General features: G+C 46.3%; 17 protein-coding genes. 8 read left to right on the top strand and 9 right to left on the bottom strand.

Going from position 1 to position 22,099, the window contains the following annotated elements; all coding sequences use genetic code 11:
• Positions 1–332: 332 nt before the first annotated feature.
• Together MC7420_RS08995 and MC7420_RS08990 are read right to left on the bottom strand one after the other, a co-directional pair.
• Positions 333–1,658 carry a DUF1822 family protein gene (locus MC7420_RS08995; RefSeq protein WP_006099975.1) on the bottom strand — a complete coding sequence of 442 codons (1,326 nt, stop codon included), beginning with the start codon at positions 1,656–1,658 and terminating at the stop codon, positions 333–335.
• A complete protein-coding gene (locus MC7420_RS08990; RefSeq protein ID WP_044205938.1) occupies positions 1,655–3,064 on the bottom strand; it encodes a hypothetical protein in 1,410 nt (469 codons plus the stop codon). The genes MC7420_RS08995 and MC7420_RS08990 overlap by 4 nt, the downstream gene beginning before the upstream one ends.
• Before the next feature lie 892 nt (positions 3,065–3,956).
• Between MC7420_RS08990 and MC7420_RS36710 the strand changes: the two genes are divergently transcribed.
• From MC7420_RS36710 to lpxD, 6 genes are all read left to right on the top strand, one after another.
• A complete protein-coding gene (locus MC7420_RS36710; RefSeq protein WP_006099770.1) occupies positions 3,957–4,118 on the top strand; it encodes an AbrB/MazE/SpoVT family DNA-binding domain-containing protein in 162 nt (53 codons plus the stop codon).
• A gap of 13 nt (positions 4,119–4,131) precedes the next feature.
• Positions 4,132–4,281, top strand: coding sequence for a hypothetical protein (locus MC7420_RS39400; RefSeq protein WP_198016406.1), 150 nt, complete (start codon positions 4,132–4,134; stop codon positions 4,279–4,281).
• Between the two features lie 183 nt (positions 4,282–4,464).
• Positions 4,465–4,626 (top strand): rubredoxin, encoded by a 162-nt coding sequence (rd, locus tag MC7420_RS08985; RefSeq protein ID WP_006099872.1) that lies wholly within the window; start codon positions 4,465–4,467, stop codon positions 4,624–4,626.
• Between the two features lie 26 nt (positions 4,627–4,652).
• A complete protein-coding gene (locus MC7420_RS08980; RefSeq protein ID WP_006099882.1) occupies positions 4,653–5,876 on the top strand; it encodes a BaiN/RdsA family NAD(P)/FAD-dependent oxidoreductase in 1,224 nt (407 codons plus the stop codon).
• Positions 5,877–6,082: 206 nt separating this feature from the next.
• On the top strand, positions 6,083–6,469 hold the full coding sequence (locus tag MC7420_RS08975) for a hypothetical protein (RefSeq protein WP_006099607.1): 387 nt from the start codon (positions 6,083–6,085) through the stop codon (positions 6,467–6,469).
• A gap of 72 nt (positions 6,470–6,541) precedes the next feature.
• Positions 6,542–7,582 carry a UDP-3-O-(3-hydroxymyristoyl)glucosamine N-acyltransferase gene (gene lpxD, locus MC7420_RS08970; protein ID WP_006099828.1) on the top strand — a complete coding sequence of 347 codons (1,041 nt, stop codon included), beginning with the start codon at positions 6,542–6,544 and terminating at the stop codon, positions 7,580–7,582.
• Between the two features lie 81 nt (positions 7,583–7,663).
• On the opposite strand, the gene MC7420_RS08965 is transcribed toward lpxD, so the two are convergent.
• On the bottom strand, positions 7,664–14,698 hold the full coding sequence (locus MC7420_RS08965; RefSeq protein WP_044205933.1) for a CHAT domain-containing protein: 7,035 nt from the start codon (positions 14,696–14,698) through the stop codon (positions 7,664–7,666).
• Between the two features lie 421 nt (positions 14,699–15,119).
• Here MC7420_RS08965 and MC7420_RS08960 point away from each other — a divergent pair, with 421 nt between their 5' ends.
• A complete protein-coding gene (locus MC7420_RS08960; protein WP_198016405.1) occupies positions 15,120–15,671 on the top strand; it encodes a phage tail protein in 552 nt (183 codons plus the stop codon).
• A 122-nt stretch (positions 15,672–15,793) separates the two neighbouring features.
• Here MC7420_RS08960 and MC7420_RS08955 read toward each other — a convergent pair whose 3' ends face one another.
• The 4 genes from MC7420_RS08955 to MC7420_RS08935 form a co-directional block, all read right to left on the bottom strand.
• Entirely contained in the window at positions 15,794–16,543 is a 750-nt protein-coding gene (locus MC7420_RS08955; RefSeq protein ID WP_006099629.1) for a PEP-CTERM sorting domain-containing protein, read from the bottom strand.
• Between the two features lie 791 nt (positions 16,544–17,334).
• Entirely contained in the window at positions 17,335–18,360 is a 1,026-nt protein-coding gene (gene obgE / locus MC7420_RS08945) for a GTPase ObgE (protein ID WP_006099625.1), read from the bottom strand.
• 134 nt (positions 18,361–18,494) lie between these two features.
• Positions 18,495–19,196, bottom strand: coding sequence for a Mo-dependent nitrogenase C-terminal domain-containing protein (locus MC7420_RS08940; RefSeq protein ID WP_006099763.1), 702 nt, complete (start codon positions 19,194–19,196; stop codon positions 18,495–18,497).
• A 242-nt stretch (positions 19,197–19,438) separates the two neighbouring features.
• Positions 19,439–19,663, bottom strand: a complete 225-nt coding sequence (locus MC7420_RS08935; protein ID WP_044205930.1) for a DUF433 domain-containing protein — start codon at positions 19,661–19,663, stop codon at positions 19,439–19,441.
• A gap of 104 nt (positions 19,664–19,767) precedes the next feature.
• Between MC7420_RS08935 and MC7420_RS08930 the strand changes: the two genes are divergently transcribed.
• A complete protein-coding gene (locus tag MC7420_RS08930; protein WP_006099697.1) occupies positions 19,768–20,592 on the top strand; it encodes an MOSC domain-containing protein in 825 nt (274 codons plus the stop codon).
• A 36-nt stretch (positions 20,593–20,628) separates the two neighbouring features.
• On the opposite strand, the gene MC7420_RS08925 is transcribed toward MC7420_RS08930, so the two are convergent.
• Positions 20,629–21,624 (bottom strand): 1-acyl-sn-glycerol-3-phosphate acyltransferase, encoded by a 996-nt coding sequence (locus tag MC7420_RS08925; protein ID WP_044205927.1) that lies wholly within the window; start codon positions 21,622–21,624, stop codon positions 20,629–20,631.
• 205 nt (positions 21,625–21,829) lie between these two features.
• The coding region (locus tag MC7420_RS08920) for an MAPEG family protein (RefSeq protein WP_044205925.1) at positions 21,830–22,099 on the bottom strand (270 nt) is incomplete at its 5' end.

Genomic DNA, 22,099 nt, shown 5'->3' with positions numbered 1-22,099 from the left:
GGGAAGCTGGGGAAGACTTCGGCGTGAGCGCGGACCCCTGAGCCTGTCGAAGTTCAGTCGAATGCTGGGGGAGCTGGGGGAGCAAGGGTACATTTTTCCTGAGCAAAGTGATGCCATACTTATGAAGGATGCTACCCGATTTCATTGAATCAAACTCTCTGTCAATAAAGCTCAAAGTATTGATGGTTAAGGATTTTGGCTTTGTGCAGCAAGCCCACTGACAAAGATGCAAGATATCAGTTTGAACCCGTTAAAACGGGTTTTAGCTTTTAGCCCGTAGACGCGGAGCGGCTTCTCTTCGAGTACTTTAGTTCAGGGCTTTAGTTCTAATTCTAGAGATTGAAGCCAAAGGGAGGCAGGATGTGTTCAATATCCGATCCTAAACGGATCGTGACGCCAAACGTCTCTTGCCATGTTCCCACTACACTGGTGAAGAAATAGGAACTATTCGCATCTAACTCTTGTTCGACTAAACTCTCGGTTTGATCACTAATCTGTAATATTAGACCCTCTGGGAAACCCGTTGGCGACTCTGTGCCTAAAATTATCAGTAACGCCCATTCGGGGACGGTTGCAGATAAGAGGGGCCAGGTTATGGCATATAAGCGCAGGGGGATGTCTGCCACCTGGAGATTACGATACGCGCCTTTGGCTTGAGGTGGAATCTCGACGTTATTGTACTCCAGTTGTTGCACGATCGCATCCAATTCGGCGGTGGGCGATCGCATGGCGGTAGCGGGGGTTAAACTAGGCAAAAGTTGCCAGGAGAGTTCTTGAGCAAGTTCGTCTAGTTCATCCTGTAACCAGTGTCCCACATTAATTACGTTTCGGGTGATGCGGCTGAGTACATCAGACAGGTAGTTTCGGAGGGTGGGTTGGCTTTGGGGATCGGTTTGCAGTTGATACAGCCAAGTGCGTAACTCAGAACGGGTGAGTACGAGGGTGGCTTGTTCCCAGGTTAAATGGTGCCAAAGTTGAGATGTCGGAGACTGAAGTTGGGGGAGTTGGGTTTCCAGGTGCGATCGCATCTGGGCAAGTTGCAGGCGGCGATCACTGGGAATGGGGGGGAGGGGAATGGCGCTGGGGGTTAAACAGCGTAATTCTAAGAGGAGGTGACTGGGTTCGGTGTCGAAGCAATCGAGGGGGAATGAATACGTCCAATCCTCCTCAGGGGTTAAGCCTAGAGTATCCCGGTGTTCGATGAGTTGGGGATAGGAGACAAACCCTTTCACCACGGCGGTTTCCTCTTCCTCTTGTACGTCTACCACGACGTAGAAATGGGGGATAAATTCGGGAATATCGACAACGGTTCGGGGTAAGGATACTTGATCATCCGTTAGGCTACCTTGGGCAATTAGACAGAGGTTAAACCCATTGACTTGAAGATGACAAACCGCTTCAATGAGATTTGCTGTCGCAGAGTTGAACAGGGAAGTGCGATCGCGATTTACGGTTAAATCAGAACTACGTTCGGCTAACCATGACTCAAAGCCAAATAAGGCTAAAGCATTGAGATAGGTTTGCCATTGGCGTTCCTCATTAGCAATGGGTTGGGCGAGGTGAACGGCTTGTTCAATCGCATCGTCAGACAGGTGGATGGTTTCAATGGCGAAAGCGTCACCATCAAGCCCGGGTTGAGTGGTTGAGTAGAAAGTCATGATATATTACTCCTGTTATCTAGATAATGGCAGAGTCTTTTAGCAAAGAGGCTGCGGGTTTTTTGATGGCGTTCATGGGTAGCCGTACTCGCTTCTGTCGCCGCGTCTTCGATCACCTGAGTGACTTGTTCGGCGATCGCCTCTTGAATCTGGTGATGAACAGTTTGCAGGCGTTGGCGATTGGTATAGCGTTGGGCTTTCTCCAGGATGCGATCGCTTAAATAAACCAGTAATTCTCGTTGAATATCAGCACGAAAAGCTTTCAGTTTCAGTAAACGGCTGACTTGAAATTGTCCTTTATAGTTAAAGTTGCGGGCAATATCGGACATGGATTGTCCTTGACAGTGAAACAGATGCAACGCGGTGAGAAACTGTTGGGCTTTTTGGGAATCTCGGCGCTGTAACTTCCGAGTGCGATCGCCGGTGATTTGGGCAATGGCTTGATCTAAACCCTGAAGAAACTGTTGGCGATAGGCGGTTAAAAATTCGCTTTGTTGATCGGGTGTGGGTTCAGAATAGGGGACATCTAGGGGTTCATTTGGCGTTGCATCCAAGGATTCGCTTTTTAACTTCCCACCGCGTACATAAATTCGGTACTCACGCAGTCGAGAGGCGATGAGTTGCAGTTGGCGCAGGAGGGGTTCTGGGCGTAGGGGAGAGGAGAGGCGATGCGCCATTTGTTGTAATTGTTCGGGGGTGGGGGGGTGACATTTTCCTTTAACTCCAGCGAGACGTTGTTTTAGGCGTTGACTGCGGTAGACGGCGTGATAAGCATCGAGAAGGTGTTGGGCGCGTTGGATTTCCGATGGGGTTAAGTTGTGAAACTCGGTGAAAATCCGGTGGAGTTGTTTGGGTTTGGTATCATTTAAGATTGCCCAATCACTGACTAAATAAATCCCATGTTCGAGTAGAAACTGATTTAGGGGTTTATGGTGTTTCACCCGACGGGTTGTCCAAGTGGCGAGGCTGCTTTGTTCGGGGTCAAAACTCTGTAAGATTTCATCCAGGAAGGATTGGTAGGTGGGAGAATGGCGGCGAGGTTTACCGATTTCTTCGTCTAAGACAAAGGGTAATAAATCGTTACTGGTAAAGCCATGTTCCGCACCAAACCGACTGGCTAACCCCCGACAAACAGCGTCAATTTGCTGTGACATAAAGCATTTGAGACAAAGTTGAGCCATACTACTCTGATCAGCTTCCTGCATCCAGTACCAGAGTTGACGCTGAACCTGGGTATCAGAGACTTGCGTCTCTGGGGTAAAATCAGGGAATGATTCCAGGAAAAATGCCTTTGCTGTGGTAATTTCCCGGACTTGGCGTTTCCCGGCTGCATCAATCGCGATCGCACTCCAATATCGGGAAGCTGTGTTAGTGGGGATTTTTACGGCGCTCAAATGGTTGCTCATCACTCGTGTATCAGGGGCTACGTGGGCGGGGGTATCGTCTCAAGGGTTGTACCTCCATAGTTTAAGATTGATTGGCGAGAATCAAGGGTTGTTCAGTCGGATCTAACTCTGAGCGGCTGGAACTTATGCAGAACAATTTTCGTAGAGCCATCCTCGGCGCTAAACCGTTAATTGTTGGAATTAAAAGCACGCACAAAGGCTGCGATCGCGCCTTTACCCCAAGGTGTTAACTTATCCTGAGTCGATCCCAGCGTTTCCCCAGGATTTGATTATTGGCGTAACATCACCGGACGCAAGACCCAGAGTAGAATAGCGATACTCAGAATAATCGCCGTAGGATTATCCCCATACTGCAATAACGGCGTCGGATCGATAGGTGGAGTCAATAAAAAATCAATATAATTTTAAACAGTTCTTGCATACATTATGCAAATACCATCTAAGCTGTTCGGCATTTAAACCTTAATCAATAACGGCGAAAGCCTTGTAGTGCGTTTAGCGAAGCCATGCCGCAGGCTTTGCATCTTGCTCGCTACTAATACCCAATTTAAATGCATGACAGCTTATTTTGTATCAAAGTTTAGGGGCTGTTTCACCGGGATGGGAAAAGAAACTATCAATAGCAAAACAAAAATGGATTAATAAATATAGATAGATAGGTAGGTAGGTAGGTAGGTAGGTAAATTTCACAAACCCTTTTTTTGCTTTGGCGACTAGAAGTCGCAGCTACACAAACAAAGTCCGCCTGCGCGGACTAGCTTATAAAGGGGGTGGCTAACCCGGATTTGGTATGAATTGTGTAGGGGCGGGTTTCACAACTATCTTTTCGGTTGTAACCCGATGTAACTAAACCCGCCCCGATTCAGCTTTTTAGACTTTGAGTAAATATGCCATGAAAGTAAAACTAAAACCTGAAGTACAAATTACAATTCCTGCCCCCATTCGCCAAAAACTCGGACTTCAAGAAGGAGATGAAATATTAATTCTCCTAGAAGGAAATGATCTAAAATTGCGAATCATTAAGCCTAAGCGACTACTTGCCCAAAAAACTTAGATTGAAAACTTAAATGGATGAAGGAGAAGCCGAAACGATTTCTCTGGCAATGAAACTTAATAATGTTATTCTTATTCTCGACGATAAAAAAGCACGTCGCGTTGCTAAACAAATTGGATTAAAAGTAATTGGCACAGTGGGGATGCTTTTATCCCAAATCTGAGGAACGCTACCCCCGTTATAACCTAGTCCGCACAGGCGGACTTTGTTTTTGTAGCAGCGATTTTAATCGCCTCTTCAAAAGGCTAGGTGGCTGGGAAGATGAACTATAGCTAGCCTGAATAAGTTGTGCAATACGGTGTACGATAAACTGTACGACTGAATCAAATAATAGGAGAAGACAACGATGAAAAAATATGTTTGCACCGTTTGCAACTACGAATATGATCCCGAAAAAGGTGATCCCGATGGCGGTATCGAACCCGGAACCGCTTTTGAGGATATCCCTGATGACTGGGTATGTCCCGTCTGTGGGGCGGCTAAATCAGATTTTGAACCCTTAGAATAATCATAACCCTGAGTAATGCAAGCACCTTGTCTCTTAAAATTGTCGTTATCGGTGGGGGTGCGGCTGGTTTTTTCGGCGCGATCGCATCTGCATCCGCTCATCCTCACACCCAAGTCATCCTGCTGGAAGCCTCGAAAACGCCTTTAACTAAGGTGCGGATTTCTGGTGGGGGGCGCTGTAATGTCACCCATGCGTGTTTTGACCCCGCCCTTTTGGTACAAGCCTATCCCAGGGGGGGGAAAGCCTTGCGCGGGGCGTTTACGCGGTTTCAACCCAAAGACACGATCGCCTGGTTTGAAGCCCAGGGGGTACACCTGAAAACCGAAGCGGATGGGCGAATGTTCCCGGTTACGGATACGTCGCAAACCATTGTGGATTGTCTCATCCATGCGGCTATAAACGCAGGGGTTCAGATTCGCACCGCGACTCCAGTTAAATCCATTCGCCTCACCTCTGGGTTTCAACTCCAGTTAAAAACCGGGGAAATAATCGAGTGCGATCGCGTGCTTTTGGCGACGGGAAGTAATCCCCTTGGTTATCGCTTTGCTAAGGATTTAGGTCATTCTATCCAATCCCCGGTTCCCTCTTTATTTACGTTTACGATATCAGACCCACGCTTACAGGATTTAGCTGGAGTTAGTGTAAATGATGTTCATATAAAACTACCAGAAGCCGGGAAAACTGTCAAGGAACAAACCGGACCCTTACTGATTACCCATTGGGGATTAAGTGGTCCAGCTGTCCTTAAACTGTCGGCTTGGGCGGCTCGATTTTTCCACGATTGTCACTACCAAACTCCTTTAGTGATTAATTGGCTTCCTCAATATACTCAAGACTATCTACGCCAGCTATTACTATCGGTTAAATCTCAACTTCCGCACCGTCATATCAGCACAAGTTGCCCAATTCCGATTCCGAAACGGTTATGGCAGAGTTTAATTAGCTATGTTGGTATTGACCCAAACAAACGCTGGGCAGAACTCTCGAAAAAAGCGCTGAATCAATTGGTACAAGAACTGAATCAGGGACATTATTTGATTCAAGGGAAGGGTGTTTTTAAGGAAGAATTTGTTACCTGTGGCGGGATAAATTTAAAAGAAGTGAACTTTAAAACCATGGAAAGTCGCTGCTGTCCGGGGCTTTACTTTGCGGGTGAAATCCTGGATATTGATGGAATTACGGGCGGATTTAATTTTCAGAATGCTTGGACAACGGCTTGGTTAGCGGGTCAAGCAATGGGGACAATGTAGGGGCGGGTTTAGGCACAATTGTAGGGGCGGGTTTAGGAACTAAATTAGATATTTACCGATAACTGAACAACAAAACCCGCCCTCCCCACCGATAACTGAACAACAAAGATTGCAAGGCGAGCGCCCCTCAAGGTTTGCAAGCACTAATGTTTAGAAAAAACGCTATAATAGGTAATCTATGTCTTCAAACTTGTGAGGATAGAAGTATGTATAAAATCCTAATAGTTTCTGCCCTAACTTTGATAACATTTGCTGGGAATGCCGTCAATGGCATAGCCCAGACATCGCCGCGATCGCCTGCATCATCTCCAGAAATAGATCCCGGATATTACATTGACCTGAATCGAGCGAAAAATCTAGCCCGACAAGCGGCTGAACAGATTAATGGTGGATTGAGGCAATATCGGGCTGAAGCGGCGATGCATGGTCCGGTACAAGATGCACCTTATACAGAGAACGACGATAATACCATAACATTTACCTTTAAAGGACGCCCTCCTGGTGCGACAATGTACACCGTAGAAACCAGCGTCACTGTCAATCAAACCAATGGCAGGGTAACGGTTAACTATAATAGACCGATTAGAAATTAGTTGAATCCTTTGCGAAAAACGTCCATGGCTTCACAATGAACCATGAACGATCAACTATGAACCCTGACGAAGATGAAATTTAGTGAACTGGTACAAAACCTTAATATCGACACCGATCGCACGAGTCTATTAGCTCATCCAGAGTGTGATCCAGAGGTTCAGGGAATCGCCCCCATTGACCAAGCCACCCGCAGTACGATCAGCTATATTGAGGGGGCTAAGTTTGCCGCTAGGCTGAAAACCACTGAGGCGAGGGTGTTAATTTTACCCCCGGATCACGGGTTACAACGACAAGCCACAGAACGCGGTATTGCTTGGATTGGCGCATCGGAACCCCGACTATTATTTGCCCGCGCGATCGCGCTTTTCTATCAACCCTGGAAACCTGCACCGGAAATTCATGCTAGCGCTGTGATTCACCCAGAGGCGCAGGTAGGGGAGGGGGTTTATATTGGGGCGCATGTAGTAATTCAGGCGAGGGTGAGGATTGGTAATGGGGTTTGTATTCATCCGAATGTGGTGATTTATCCCGATGTGCAAATTGGCGATCGCACAATTTTACACGCTAACTGTACCATTCATGAACGTAGCCAAATTGGGGCGGATTGTGTGATCCATAGCGGTGCGGTAATTGGGGCGGAAGGGTTTGGTTTTGTCCCCACTAAAGAGGGGTGGTTCAAGATGGAACAATCGGGATATACGGTTTTAGAAGATGGGGTGGAAATCGGCTGTAATACGACGATTGACCGTCCGGCGGTGGGAGCAACTCGGATTGGTGGTAATACTAAAATCGATAACTTAGTCCAAATTGGTCATGGGTGTCAAGTGGGAGGTGCTTGTGCGATCGCGGCGCAAGTTGGCTTGGCTGGGGGTGTGAATGTGGGGAATCGAGTAATCCTCGCTGGGCAAGTCGGGATTGCCAATCAAGCTAAGATTGGAGACGGCGCGATCGCCTCGGCAAAATCGGGGATTCATAATAATGTCGAAGCTGGGGCGATTGTCTCGGGTATTCCCGCTGTTCCCCATAAATTATTTTTGAAAGTATCCGCGATTTATCATCGGTTACCCCAAATGTATCAGACGTTAAAGGAATTAAAGAAAAACCCAGAGTGATAAGTAGTCAGACAAAAGAAAACGGCAGTGTATTAAGTTTTGCCAATCGCCCTCAAACCCTTACTGTTCCCTGTTCCCTGATTACCAAGGATTACCAATTAGGGTAAAGGAACTCCAAAAATAAGGATGGCTGTAGTTTTGGTTAATCGACGCCGGAAAATCAGGGGGTAAGGGAATACTACTCTTAGTGGTAATTAAGCGATCGCCTTCTCGTTGCACTTCACCTCTAAGCATTGCCAGTTGTGCCTTTCGCAAGGCTTCAGCTTTAGTAGAACTTTGTTTAAGGTTCTCATAAAATGTGGTCATTAGTCCCAGTGTCCCCTCATCGCTAACATACCAGAGACTGCCTAGGGCTGACTTGACTCCAGCTTGTACCGCTAACCCCGTAAATCCTAACTCGGCTTCCTCATCTCCTAACGCCGTGCGACAAGCACTTAAAACCAACAGTTCCACCGTCGGTTTATGCCAATCTAACTGCCACATCTGATCCAGGTTGAGTTTATTATTGTCCCACAACTGAATGTAAGAGTTGGCAGGTTTTCCCGGTTGAAATTCAGCATGGGTGGCTAAATGCACAATACCATACGCCACTTTTCGGCGGGCTTGCTTGAGATTATTTAAGGTAAACTCTTCATTCAGAAAGGATTCACCTTGCCACACTTGATCAGCAATCACCTGTAACTCAATGGGAACACCAGGTAAAGATGCCTTATCCCGAAATTTTGAAGCCCCCATTGCCAACACCGAATCATCTCTGACATCTTGATAACGAGTATCGGTGAGACTGAGGCTAGGCATTAAGCCGACACTATAGTTCTCAATGATAAACTGATCCCCATCATACAAGGCGGCAATGGGTATGGAACGCAACCCCGTATCCATAACGAATGCCAAATGCTTGATGTCTTGCGCGGCTAAATCGGCGGCGATGGGTTTAATTAACCATTGATGCATCTGGTAAGCGGGTGGCAGATAGTTCTGGTCATCGATTACATTGGTTACCGTGCGGCGAAATTGATCTGCCATTTCCAGGACTTCCGCTCTGGTTACATTAACCGATCGCCGAATCGGTTGTCCATCGGCAGAGATGAGAATTAATTCCAGGCGATCGCTCGGTTGGGGGGTTAGCGATCGTAATAAACTGGTATTATTGGGTGCAACCTCTGTACTTTCAGGTACAGAAGTAATCGTTTGCGGGGCAAATACCACATAAATCACCGCCGACTTCACCCCTGTCGCCGCTTCATTATCGCGTAAGATTTCTCGCGCTTGTTCTAAGGTAATCCCCGCCCGTTTCGCCCTGCCAAAATATTCCTCATAATCGCGACTGAATAAGTTATCAATCTCCATCACCCCAGATTCGTCCTTTTCAATCGGGGATTGACTTTGATTTGAATCGGCGGTGGTTAAATCAACCGGGTTAACTGGGATATCACGGGTATCATCAACGCTAATAATCTGAATATTACCTTCAGTGTGGGTAAAAGGAAAGGATTGGAAAGGGGCGATGGTAAACTCACCACTGCTAATGACAGCAGCTGTGCCGTTAATTGTGGCATCTCCCACATCAAAGGGGATAATTCCGCCTCCCCCATGACGAATCGTGATATCGCCGCCACCATTTCCACCTGCCGTAGAAATGCTGGTTTCCCTACCATTGTGGGAAAAACTACCCGTTGCCCGAAATACGCGATCGCTCTCTATCTCAACATTGCCGCCTCTGCCATTACTTCCCCCCTGGGCGTTAATTGAACTTACCTGAATATAGTCCTGGGGATCAAGCGTAACATTACCGCCATCACCGATATTGCCACTGGAATTGATTTCTCCAGCATCAATACTTACCTCAGCCTCGACCACAATATCACCACCCGTCGCCGCCGAAGAATTGAGGTTACCACTATTCACTGTATCCTGATGGCTAGTGAGACGAATATCACCGCCAGCCGTCGTAATATTACCCGTCTTTAGAGTATTACGAGTTGTCAGTTCAACCGCCCCCCCAGACGTTTGCACATCTTGCAGATTAATTGTGTCATTTCCTGTAGTATGCTTCAGGCTAGCCGCCCTAATTGAACTATTCGCCGTGAGGTTATTGGCATTAAAAATAGTTAGATTACCCAGTGGGTTAATGTCACCAACGCTATCTGTAAACAATATATTCCCCATTCCCGCCGCCCTCAAACTGAGATTAGCCAAACTACCGTTACCGTTGAGCCTATTATTAAACCGGATATCACCGCCATTTGTTCTCAGGAATGTATCGCCAGTTAGGATGGTTGGAGCATTAAATTCAATCGTACCATTCGCTGTTGTCACCTCACCCGCGAAATTCAGCGGATTAGCACCATTGAGTTTAAAATTGTCCGTGAGATTAATCCGGGCTGTTGTCGGGATATCCAGATTATTACTGAGAATTGTTAGATTGCCAATTGGGGTTGTACTCCCTATTGTTTCGGGTAATTGAATCGCACCCGTTTCCGCGCTTAGGTTTAGGCTTTCCGTTCCATTACTACCATTAATTGGATTGAGAAAACGGATATCACCCGCACTCGTATTCAGAGTACTATCGCCCGTCAGCGTAACCGCACCATTTAAATCAATCGTGCCAGTTGTTGTGGTAATAGTCCCAGCGAAATTCACTGGATTCATGCCATTTTGCTCAAATCCTCCAGTTAATTTAATCGTAGTGGCAAGATTTAAACCCCCATTAATCGTCAGATTATCCAGTGGGGTACTATTGCCAACGAGATTGTCAAAAGTAATCCTATTCGTGCCAGCAGACAGTTCGAGGTTATGATTCCCGTTAAGTGTGTTGTTAAACAGAATAGTACCTGCACCACTTGTATTGAAGACAGTATCGCCAGTTAGGGTAATTGGTGCATTTAATTCTAGATTGCCATTCGTTGTAATTTGACCTGCTAACTCCACCGCTTCGGTGATATTTAATTCTAATCCGCCCTCCAGGTTAAATGCTATTGTCTCCGGGAGAGTCAGGGTACGACTAGAGATAGTGAGATTGTCAATTGATTCAAAATTCGCGGTTTCCTCGATAATTACCCCGCCACTTAACCCCTTATGTTCAATCGCCAGATGATTGGCATTGATATTACCGTCTAGAGTAATATCACCGCTCTGATCATTGGTTAAACCATCACCTGTATTCAGGGTAATATTAATATCTCCCTCACCTGTATCCAGTGTTATTCCATCTGCCAATACGATGTCAGCCTTACCGCTATCTCGCTGGGCATCAACCACTCCATTTGCCAGAGTTTCGTTAGCAATTATATTTAAATCACCATTATCTGTAAAAATATCAGCATTAATCATAATGCTGCGTCCGGCTTGAAACGTGAGATTGCCCCCATTGCCGCTAGGATTATTGATAATCAGGGGATTATCGGGAGTAATAGTAATATCATTATTGGCTTGCAGCACAACGGCTGTACCCGTATTTAGAGTACGTTGTAAAAAAGAGGGAGAGAACGTTACCGAAGCACCGGCGACATTAGCAAATGTTAGATCTGTGGGAACGCCGACGGTTACTCTACCATTACCTTCGTTAGCAAATTGTACCCAAAACGTCTGATTAACTGGGTCATTAACAACTGTACCCAAACCAGCATTCAACTGACGACCAATAATGCTATTTTTATCGCTGATACTATTCGTTCCATCCCAAGTTTGTCCAGTAATTCCATCTACCCAAGTCGCTGCCCCAATATCTGTTCCTTGATTATCCCAGTTGGGACTACTAACCAAATAATTGCTATTATTTAATTCAATAATGCCACCACTACCCACTTGGTCATTTGCCAAGTTTCCCACTAAACTGTTGAGTTCGCTTACCTGATCAATAATCTCAGTTGTGCCATCGCCCCAAGTAACGGCGCCTCGATTATTGTTCCACTCTGGGCTACTAATCACATAATTCCCATTATTTAGTGCTGTAACACCGCCACTACCTATCCGATCAAAGGAGGCTGGAGTCCCAACCAAACTGTTAGTCTCACTCACCACTACACCAGTAATACCCCTTGTGCCATTACCCCAAGTGACGGCACCCTGATTATTATTCCAGTCGGGGCTGCTGACGACGTAATTGCCATTAGCAAGCGCAATAACACCTTCAATCCTCGGAGAAGGAACAAAGCCCATCGGGGGGACACCATTACCAACTTGATCACCTACTGTACTACCGACTAAACTATTGATCGCACGAACCTGCTCATTACCCGTTTGCAGAGTACCATCCCGCCAAGTCACCGCTCCTCTGTTATCGTTCCAGTTCGGACTGCTAATCACATAATTCCCGTTAGTCAGGGCGGTAACACCACCACTACCGATGCGATCTTGGGCAAGGCTACCAACTATACTGTTATCTAGTCTTACTGAACCCGTGGTCAAACCGTTAGCATCAACCCAGGTAACGGCTCCCACATCTTGAACTGTCCCATTGTCCCACAGGGGGCTACTGACCACATAATTACCATTAGTCAGCGCAGTCACACCAGCACCACCAACCTGATCATCAGTCTGAGTACCAATCAAACTGTTATTCGCACTTATAACTCCTGTCGTCCCTGTCACACCATCACCCCAGGTGATGGCTCCTTCATTTGTATTTGGACTTGTTGGATCATCAGATCTAGTTGTATTGGGATCATCCCAAAAGGGACTGTTGACGACATAATTTCCGTTTTCCAGCGCAGTTACACCGTCAAAACCATTTTCGACCAATCCGACAAGATTATCTTCGCTACCAATTAAGCTGTTGCTCCCATCCACTTGTCCTTTTGTCGTCCCAGTCGTGCCATCACCCCAAGTTATGGCACCCTGACTGTCGCCCCAAAACGGGGAGTTGACTACATAATTGCCATTATTTTTGAGAGCCGTAACACCACGACTACCAACTCTGTCTCGAAGCTGAGTGCCAACTAAACTGTTAGTCGCATTCACCTCTCCAATAGTCTGAGTTGTGCCATCACCCCACGTCACCGCCCCTACATCTATAACCCCTGTAACGTTATTGTCCCACCTTGGACTAACGACCACGAAATTTCCATTACTTAAGGCTGTAACACCACCACTCCCCACTTGGTCATCCGTCTGAGTGCCAACTAAACTGTTAGTTGCGTTAACCTCTGCCGAAATCCCGATTGTGCCATTACCCCACGTCACCGCCCCAGCATTTGTCGCCCCTGTCACCCGATTATCCCACTGTGGACTCGCGACTACGAAATTCCCATTATTTAAGGCTGTAACACCACCACTCCCTACCTGGTCATTTTCCTGACCCATCAGCATGCGAAGTAATGCGCCAGTTGAACCATCGAAGAGGTAAACCGCACCCGCATTATCCCCACCAAAGTTATCTTCGGGCTTGGTAACGACTACATTCCCCGTACTCAATGGCGCGATCGCATCACCAAACCCCGAACCATTGCCCCGATTGGGATCAACGAGGTCAAACTGAGGAATGGCTCCTACACTATCGTCAATTATGATATTTTTCGGATCGAGTAACAGCGTCCCAGCTAATCCGTTAACAGCCCCCACATCGACAGTACCCGTCATCGAGAGCGTATTTTTACCCGACACTTCCACAAAACCGCCGTTACCGCTAATTGCACCACCTTGCGCCTGAATCGTACCGGAAAATTGAGTGTGTTGGTCAGACCAAACAATCGCCTGTCCTCCGTTACCAGTGGTCAGGGCGTTGGCGTTTAAACGACTGCTATGATTGACGATTGTAGTTTGGGCATTAATGGCATCTAACGTCTGTCCCTGAAAATCACCACCGACTAAAATCTCTCCACCGCCACTGTTACCACTAACATCAATATCAGTCGCCAATAACTGAAGCGTCTCAGCAAATAAATGGACGGTACCGCCCACCTCTCCTGTCGCCTCAATGTCACCTGAAGTGGTTAAAACTGTATCAGCATTACCTTTAAATTCAATTACCCCTCCCTGTTGAGAACCATTTGCCCGGGTTGTCGCGCTAGCGGTTTGAATGACTGTGCCTGTAGAATGAACCTGAATTTCCCCACCATTTCCCTGGTTCCCGGTTGCACTCAGTTGTCCTGTGTCCAGGAAATGATCAGTTTGAACCTGAATACTACCCCCATTCGCCCCATCAGCCATCATAAAACCCAGGTTATCCACCCTAGAACCAACAACATGAATTGCGCCCCCCTGACTCGTATCGGTGGTTGATACTTGCCCTTCGTTGACAAGTTGACCGCTATTACCCGTCAGTAAAACAGGTAAATCGAGGGGATTAATGGGCAATTGCTCCCCAGTGGCGGAGCGAGGGGGTGTAATCTCTAACGTGAGGGGGCTTCCCGGTTGACTGATTCTGAGCAAATTCTCGCCCGGTACAGCCGCGATCGCAACTTGTCCTCCTGATGCTGTCAGTTGTCCTGTGTTGGTAATACTTCCACCAACTAAGGTTAAAGTCTGACCTTCTCCCACCTCTAAATTGCCGTGATTCGTAATCGCAGCCGATTCAGCCAAGTCAAACGCCAAGCTTGTCGGAGTCCCGATTAAATTTTCATAACTATTCTCACCAAATGCATTAAACCAATTCTCCGAGCCAAAGCCAATCCCCGTCGCCGTGGTTGCGGTAAAGGCAGCCGGAACATTAAGCTGGGCATTAGCACCAAAAATGATCCCCGCCGGATTCATTAAGAAAAGATTAGAGTTTCCCCCAGTTACCTGAATTAGACCATTAATCACAGAGGTATCTCCGCCAACTACCCGTCCCAGAATGTTGCGAATTTGGGGATCGGAGATAAAGTTGGCAATTTGATCGGGGAAGAGTCCAAATTGCTCAAAGCTATGGAAGAGATTTGCGCCATCTCCCGAAAGCGTTCCACCGTGGATATCCAAGCGGTTTCCCTCTGGAGTGACAACGGTGTCAGTACCATCGACGGCTGGGGTAATGGGTTGAGCCTGGGCTGGGGGAACTGAGTCCAGCCAAGCTCTTGCTGATTTCAATCTGTGATGCTTGGACAGCAATCCGGTTTCGGTAAAAATTGGATCGGGTATTATTCCGGTGAGGACAACACCGACAAATAAACATCGAAGGCACAATGAGATAGGTTTCATCGTTAGTTCCCCAATCTCGTAGGACTTACCAAATCCAGCATACTTTATATTCTCCTCGCAAAAATAATCGCTCAAAACTGACCTATCGCTGTTTCCTTCTAGTCTACAGAGATAAGATCTGGCACAATTCAGTTGGATTCAGGAGTCTTACCACCTTACTCTAGCTTGACTATTATTTTGTGAAGAAATAAAAATATCTGTGCCACGCCGATAGCATTAAAGCTTAAGCTTTGTAACAAAACTTTCTTGACGACTTGATAAACTTTGGCTACATTACTATGTCATTAAGCTCTAAAGAAAACGAATGGAGTCCTGAACCCCAAGAATGATTACATCATTTCCCGCCTTTTTGTTAGGGCTACAGGAAGTCGAGGGAAGTTTTAGCACAACGTTACCTTATGGAAAACTTGAGGAATTTATTATGACAACACCCTTGATCGGTCAAATTGCCATGGTTGCTTTTGATTTTGCCCCCGATGGTTGGTATCTTTGCGATGGTACACTACATGACATAATAAGTGACGAAAACGACATTCTGGCTTCAATCTTGGCAGGAAAGTACAATCAGCCTGGTGATCCAACACAAGGTACTTTTCGTGTTCCTGATTTGAGAGGTCGCGTTCCTCTGGGGATAAACCCGATGGCAGGAAATAGTGATAATGATCGCAACTCCTATGGCTTGGGTGATAAAAGTGGATCAGAGCAGGTTGAATTAACTCAAGCGAACTTACCAGAAATTCAAATGAAATTAAAAGCGACGAATGCTGACTCCAACGAAACCAGTCCGAGTGGATCTGCCCTTTTGTCGAAACCGAGAAGTAGCATCTATGCGACTGGAGCTACTAATTTCGTGGAAATGGACTGTATTTCTTCTAGTATCGGTAGTAGTGAGAACAACGCCCACAATAACCTGCAACCCTACTTAGCCATTAACTTTATCATCGCTTACCAAGGAATCGATCCACGCAGCTAGTCGTATGACTCAGCTAAAATAGGGCTTTGTTTGTAGTGAGTACTTTAGTACTCTAATACCTAGCGGAAGAGGGCTGAGGTTCCCTCACTACGAAGCCAATCTATATCAGTATTTCAGATTAGTTAACGCTGAGTTATTTTTTTCGTCAATCTCGAACCAAATCCCACTGCCCCCAGTGCAAAGATACCTAGGATTGAAGCAGGTTCGGGAACTTCTGTGTGGGGTTCCTCAAACGCTTCTCCTACCTCAATGTTGTCAACAGCAAAGCTATTAACCTGAAAACCAGGTTCTTCGCTGGGATCATCAGAAACAGGTGCATCTATCCCTTTAAACTCAACGCTACTCAAGTTACTCCACTGCTGGTTAAAGGTTACGGTTTGAAAATCCTCTAGAGGTCCACTCCCATCAGTCACACCATCAAAGGAGATTAGTTTGGTGATTGAACCGCCTCCCGCTAAAAAGCCAGTTACTTCAACCCTTGTGGCTTGATCCTGGGGTACTCCCCATTCTGCCAAGTCCAAACTGAGTAACGAAAATGGAGTTTCGTTAACTTGAGACATGATGACAGGATTGATGAACGGCTCCAATGTGTCGTTGTCTACTAAATTCCGGATTACAAAATAGGTGCTGTCATTGTGTGCCTCAAATACATTATTCGCTAATGCATACTGCGTTTCACCAGGGAGAGTTGGCTCAAATAAAAAATCTTGCGACGTTATCGAGGATAAAACATCTTCATTATTATTAGGTTCAATCGCATTATCTTCAAAATCAATAACAATTGCTTGGGCGGCTGGACTGCTTAATACGGCAATTAACGTAGCCAGAGCTGTCGTTAGTGATAATTTGCCAATGACCTTTGAATGAGTCATGATGAAATGTATGTCCAAAAAAAATTAAACTAATTTGTGGAGATGCCTAGCCCTGATAAAACTTAAGAAATATTGAATGTGTGGTAAGTCAATAGTCAAGCTGTTTTATTGTCTGAGAGATTATCCAGCTTTAATCTCGAAGTTTCCTTGTTGTTTATCATTGCATCTTGCCAAGTAAAACTACAAGCGTTATAGCCATGATTTGCAGAAAAAACATAGTCAAGATGACTTAAATAAAGTTGTGATAAACTTTGCTGCAAGTTTAAAACTGGATTAGGAGTTAGATCGGACATTGTGCCGCAGCCGTTAATCGTCTGCTGGTCGCATCCATTTTTATTTTTCCAAAAACTATGTTTAACTAAGACTTCTTGGACTTTAGCTCTTAGCTAGAGTCTGAAGCCTTGCAACCAAATATTGTCAGAAAAGCTATCAATGTCACGGTCGGCTTTTCTTTTCTTGAAAGAGTATTTATATCATCATGGAATGTAAAGAGGTATAAACGTTGCTCAACAGAGACGAATTAGCAGCACCTTGGATAAGGGTGTAATTTTACCTTCATCCTTTCATCCCCCCATTCCGGAATTCTGGGATTTAATTTTCGTTTTCAGGATAATTACAGCAGATTTGGTGGTTGATAAGGTACAGTCTCTAAGCAAGATCCCCGACTTCTTGGAGAAGTCGGGGATCTGTCTGTGTAACGCTTTTCAAAACAAGGCAGCTTTCCTCCCTTTATTTCCAGGAATTGGAGCGATTTAAACACCGACACCCCACACCCCACACCCTGCCCACTATCAAACCTTGGTAACCGTTTTCACCTCTACATCTTTTAACTGATCCAAAGACTGCCAAACGGTTTGCAATAGCGACTCTAACCCTGTCTGAGTCACGGCTGAAATTTGGAACACGGGTACATGGGTTAAGTGATTGAGTTCAGTCGCCAGCAGTTCTACCGCCTCTGAAGCAATAGCATCTATCTTATTTAATGCCAGAATTTGAGGACGTTCTGACAACCCTCGTCCATACGCCTGTAACTCGGCTTGAATGGTTTGATAATCGCCAATGGGATCATCAGCCGTAGCGTCAATCAGGTGCAGTAGTAAGCGCGTGCGTTCGATATGGCGGAGAAAGTCATACCCTAACCCGGTTCCCAGATGCGCCCCTTCAATTAATCCCGGAATATCGGCAAACACTGTACCATCACCTGTAGGTTTGCGAACCACACCTAAATTGGGTACTAAGGTTGTAAACGGATAATCGGCAATTTTGGGGCGTGCCGCAGAAAGGGCAGCAATGAGGGTAGACTTACCCGCATTGGGCAAACCAATAATGCCCACTTCTGCCAATAGTTTCAACTCCAAACGCAAGCGGCGATACTCTCCAGGGAGTCCAGGTAAGGCATAATCAGGAGCGCGATTGCGATTGCTCAAAAAATGCTTGTTCCCTAATCCTCCCTTACCTCCCTTAGCCGCGCAAAAGGTTTGTCCCGGTTGGACTAAATCCCCGATAATTTCCTGGGTATCTGCATCATAGATAACTGTACCGCAGGGAACTTGAATTGTGCGATCGCGCCCATTAGCACCCGTTCGATTATTCGGTCCCCCGCGTCCCCCATTGTCGGCTTGGAAACGATGGGCATATTTGAAATCCAGTAAGGTTTGCAGGTGTTCAGCCGCCACCAAAATCACATCTCCCCCACGTCCCCCATTCCCACCCGCCGGTCCTCCCGCAGGTACATACTTCTCCCGCCGGAAGGCGACAATCCCGTCGCCGCCCTTCCCCGCTTCTACTTCAATTTCCGCTTGATCAATAAATTGCATTATTTGTCATTCGTCTTATGTCAAAGACGTCTTACGTTTAATCTAGTCGGGGCGGGTTTAGTTACATCTGGGTGAGGGAAGAAATGATAGTAGTGAAACCCGCCCCTACAGACGAATCATGGCACATCTCTACACTAAAAATATTTCGAGACATCTTCGCCCCGTTCATCTGCCAGATAGGATAATGCCCGGAAGCGCAAGCCGACTAACTGATCATAGAGGGGATTGATCTTACACATTGCCGGAATGTGGGCGACTTTGCGACCGAATAGGTTAACATCTCGTTCAAACGGACATTGAGAGGGGATAATATTACAAACAAATCGGGCAACTCGTGGGTCATGAACTTCCATCCCGTCCAGCCATTTACGTACAGGATGCAGAATATCCGAATGGGGATGGGGAGAGGTTCCTGGTTGCTGGGCGTCGTGGTGGACAACATCTGAGATATCCGTTCCTTCACCATCGTAAAGGGTATGCCGCAGGGCATTCAATGCCTCGATTTGCAGTCCCAGCGCTTCGCAGAATTCTTGCAGAACATCTGCTTCCTTCACCGAGTAGATACCATCTGCCATCGCCACCATGACAGCCGTTCTGATAAAATTCTCGGCAGTATGCTTGTTGTGACCTAACGCCGCAGCCAGTTCTTCAGCAGAAATAGTTTGTTCAACCGACTGGGGATCTTTATCCACCACTAGGAGTTCATGAGTCAGTTGAGAAACGATCTCTTTTTCTTCGGGATCAAAGTGACCATCAGCCCAAGCCACGGTACATAAGCCACGCAGCCAAGCGGAAATTTGGTCTTCGGTGTAGGGAGATTGAGTGACAGTCGTCATAATTATCTAGCAGGAACTCGACGAACATGATTGGAAGAGCGAACCTTGGCAGAGTCCTAACAGGTTTTAAACTGGGAGACTAAACGACTGAGGTCTAGCGACAACGGTATTACCCTACCAGGGTTGGAACTGTTTCCACCCTTCATCTTAACTACTACGGAAGAGAAGTTCTGGTTACTATCGGCACAATCAGGCTGAAACAATTGGTAATTCTTGAGTTCAAAGGTCGTGGGGCGCACTCATCAAGCAGGATTCGCATAAGCTATCAGCATTTCCTTTGCCAATTCAAGAGCTGCGATCGCTTGCTCACGCCGAACACTGGGAAAATGATCTAAGAATTCATCGAGTGGATCGCCAGCTTCGAGATAATCGAGCAACGTTTCAAAAGGTACACGAGTTCCAACAAAAACAGGGGTTCCTCCCAGGATGTCAGGGTCGCTATGAATAACACGCGCTGCGGTTTTCATGTCAGTCATTCCGTATAGTAGGAGTTCTTCTGATCTTAGCCTAATGGCGTGACACAGCTAAAATTGTGGGATAGATTTTACGGTTAAATCGACGGCATAAACCTATGACTTCTATTCAGTTGAGTGGACTCTATATCTACCCGATTAAGTCAGCAGGTGGGATCGCACTCTCTACGGCTCAGGTGAGCGATCGCGGTTTACACTATGACCGACGCTGGATGCTCGTGGATGCAAAGGGTAAGTTTCTCACCCAGCGTCAATTTCCCCGTATGGCATTGATTCAAGTGCGGTTGGGGGAGAACGAGTTAGTCGTAGAAGCACCCAACCAGCCCAGCTTATCCATTCCCCTAGACTATGACAGTGACTATCGCCTCCCGGTGCAAGTCTGGAATGATATCTGTCAAGCTATGCCATTGGATAAACAGATCAGTCAGTGGTTTAGCAAATTTCTCGACATTCCCTGTCAGTTAGTCTATATGCCAGAGGACTCCATCCGCCCGATTAATCCAAATTATGCTAATCCCAGCGAATCGGTCAGTTTTGCCGATGGATTCCCCTTTTTACTCATTTCTGAAGCCTCGTTGCAAGACTTAAACCAACGGTTAGAACAACCTGTTCCCATGAATCGATTCCGCCCCAATTTAGTCGTTTCTGGCTGTGAAGCCTATGCCGAAGACAGTTGGCGTCAAATTCGCATCGGTGCAATTCCCTTTCGCGTGGTTAAACCTTGTTCTCGATGTACGATTACCACGGTGGATCAATCTCAGGGTATACGAGGCAAAGAACCCTTAGCGACACTGGCAAACTATCGGCTGCGGAATGGGAAAATCTTTTTTGGGCAGAACGTGATTCAAGAACAGTTGGGAACACTGCGGGTAGGGGATGAGGTGGAAATTAACAGTGACTGCTATGTCCCCTCTCCACGGTGATTCTGACCCCTCCTAAGCGGTAGCTGTTTTTATTAGCTAATGACGGGACAGCCGCTGATTAATCTGATGCTGTAGTTTATCGCGCAATCGTTGCGCTTGTTGGTAAACTTGCGATCGCACATTAGAACCTGATGTGACCTCTATCTCAGGTTGCTCAAACGCTTGAAGATAATAGCGCAGTTGCGTTCTCATCGCCCAAACCCCCATGGATGGGAACAGCACAAAGGCAATCATCAATGGCGATACCGGAAAAAAGGGCAAATTCACTCGCTTTGCCAATGCTTTAACATTCCATGCCCATGGATGCAAGAATTCACTGCCCAGGCACACGACTGGTAAAATTGGCATACGGTAGCGATTGCTCAACTGGATAAAGCTGGGATGAAAGGTTTGCAATTGATAGCGTTTTGACCAACCTTTCCCAGGACCGCGTACTCCTTCGGGAGCATAGAGCAAAATCGTTTTGTGCATCACGGCATCTTCAAAGTCATCGCGTTGCGCCTGTACTCCCCCTAACGCTTTTGACCATGCAGGCGGTAACCACCAAATCATCCAGGGATGTTCAAATAAAACCACATTGGCTAAGGGTTGCACCACCCATCCTTCAGTTTTTCTCAATAAATATCCTAACCCTAAAAAGTCCCAGGGAAAACACATTCCCCCATGGTTCATCGCCACAATTAAGGACTGACTTGGCGGCAAATTATCCTGAAGGTGTAATTCAGCCCGAAAATAATGGGTCATGATTGGGTCGAGAATTTCATCGCAGAATACTTGTTGATAATCGGGATAAAATTCTTCGATTTCTCTGTGAGGTGAACGGCAACCCAAACGCAACCACCGGCTTAGTAATGCTAAATAAAATCCTCCAGGCATTAGAAATAATCCATACTCCAGCCACTTCCACCCCGCCGGATCATGATGATAATGCTGCCAATGGCGGTTGAACAAAATCAGCCAACCTGGAGGATACCAGAGGCAAAACCAATCAAACCAGCTAAATTCATAGGGACAAGTTGGGGAATTTGGCATAGATTTCCCTGTTTGATGGGGATGCATAGCGCTACGCGCTAGGCAATAGGCAATAGGCAATAGTGAAGACAAAAGCTTACCTGAAAAGCGCTGTATGTCCAGATTAGCTGTCATGCATTTAAGTTGGGTATTAGTAGTGAGCAAGATGCTCACTACGATGATTCCGTTATTATTTAAATTAATGTTTAAATACCGAACAGCTTACTTACACTCCAAAAGGGGTATTGATGAACAATTTAATAATTCCCACTAAAGCACCGATTAGCAGGACGAGAAGAGATAAAGAATTAATTCCAAAACCAATACCACGTTTTTCCGCTGCTGTATAGTAACCCCAGGCATAAATAATTCGCCCAATCACCCAAACTGCACCAATTCCCGCGCCCCAAATTGGACTAACAAACAGAGAGAATAACCATAAACTGGGTAAAAAGAGGAGCAATTGTTCTGACGTATTTTGTTGCACGCGAAACAC

This window comes from Coleofasciculus chthonoplastes PCC 7420 (assembly GCF_000155555.1).
GTDB lineage: Bacteria > Cyanobacteriota > Cyanobacteriia > Cyanobacteriales > Coleofasciculaceae > Coleofasciculus > Coleofasciculus chthonoplastes_A.
This window is presented reverse-complemented; position numbering and strand designations above follow the sequence as displayed.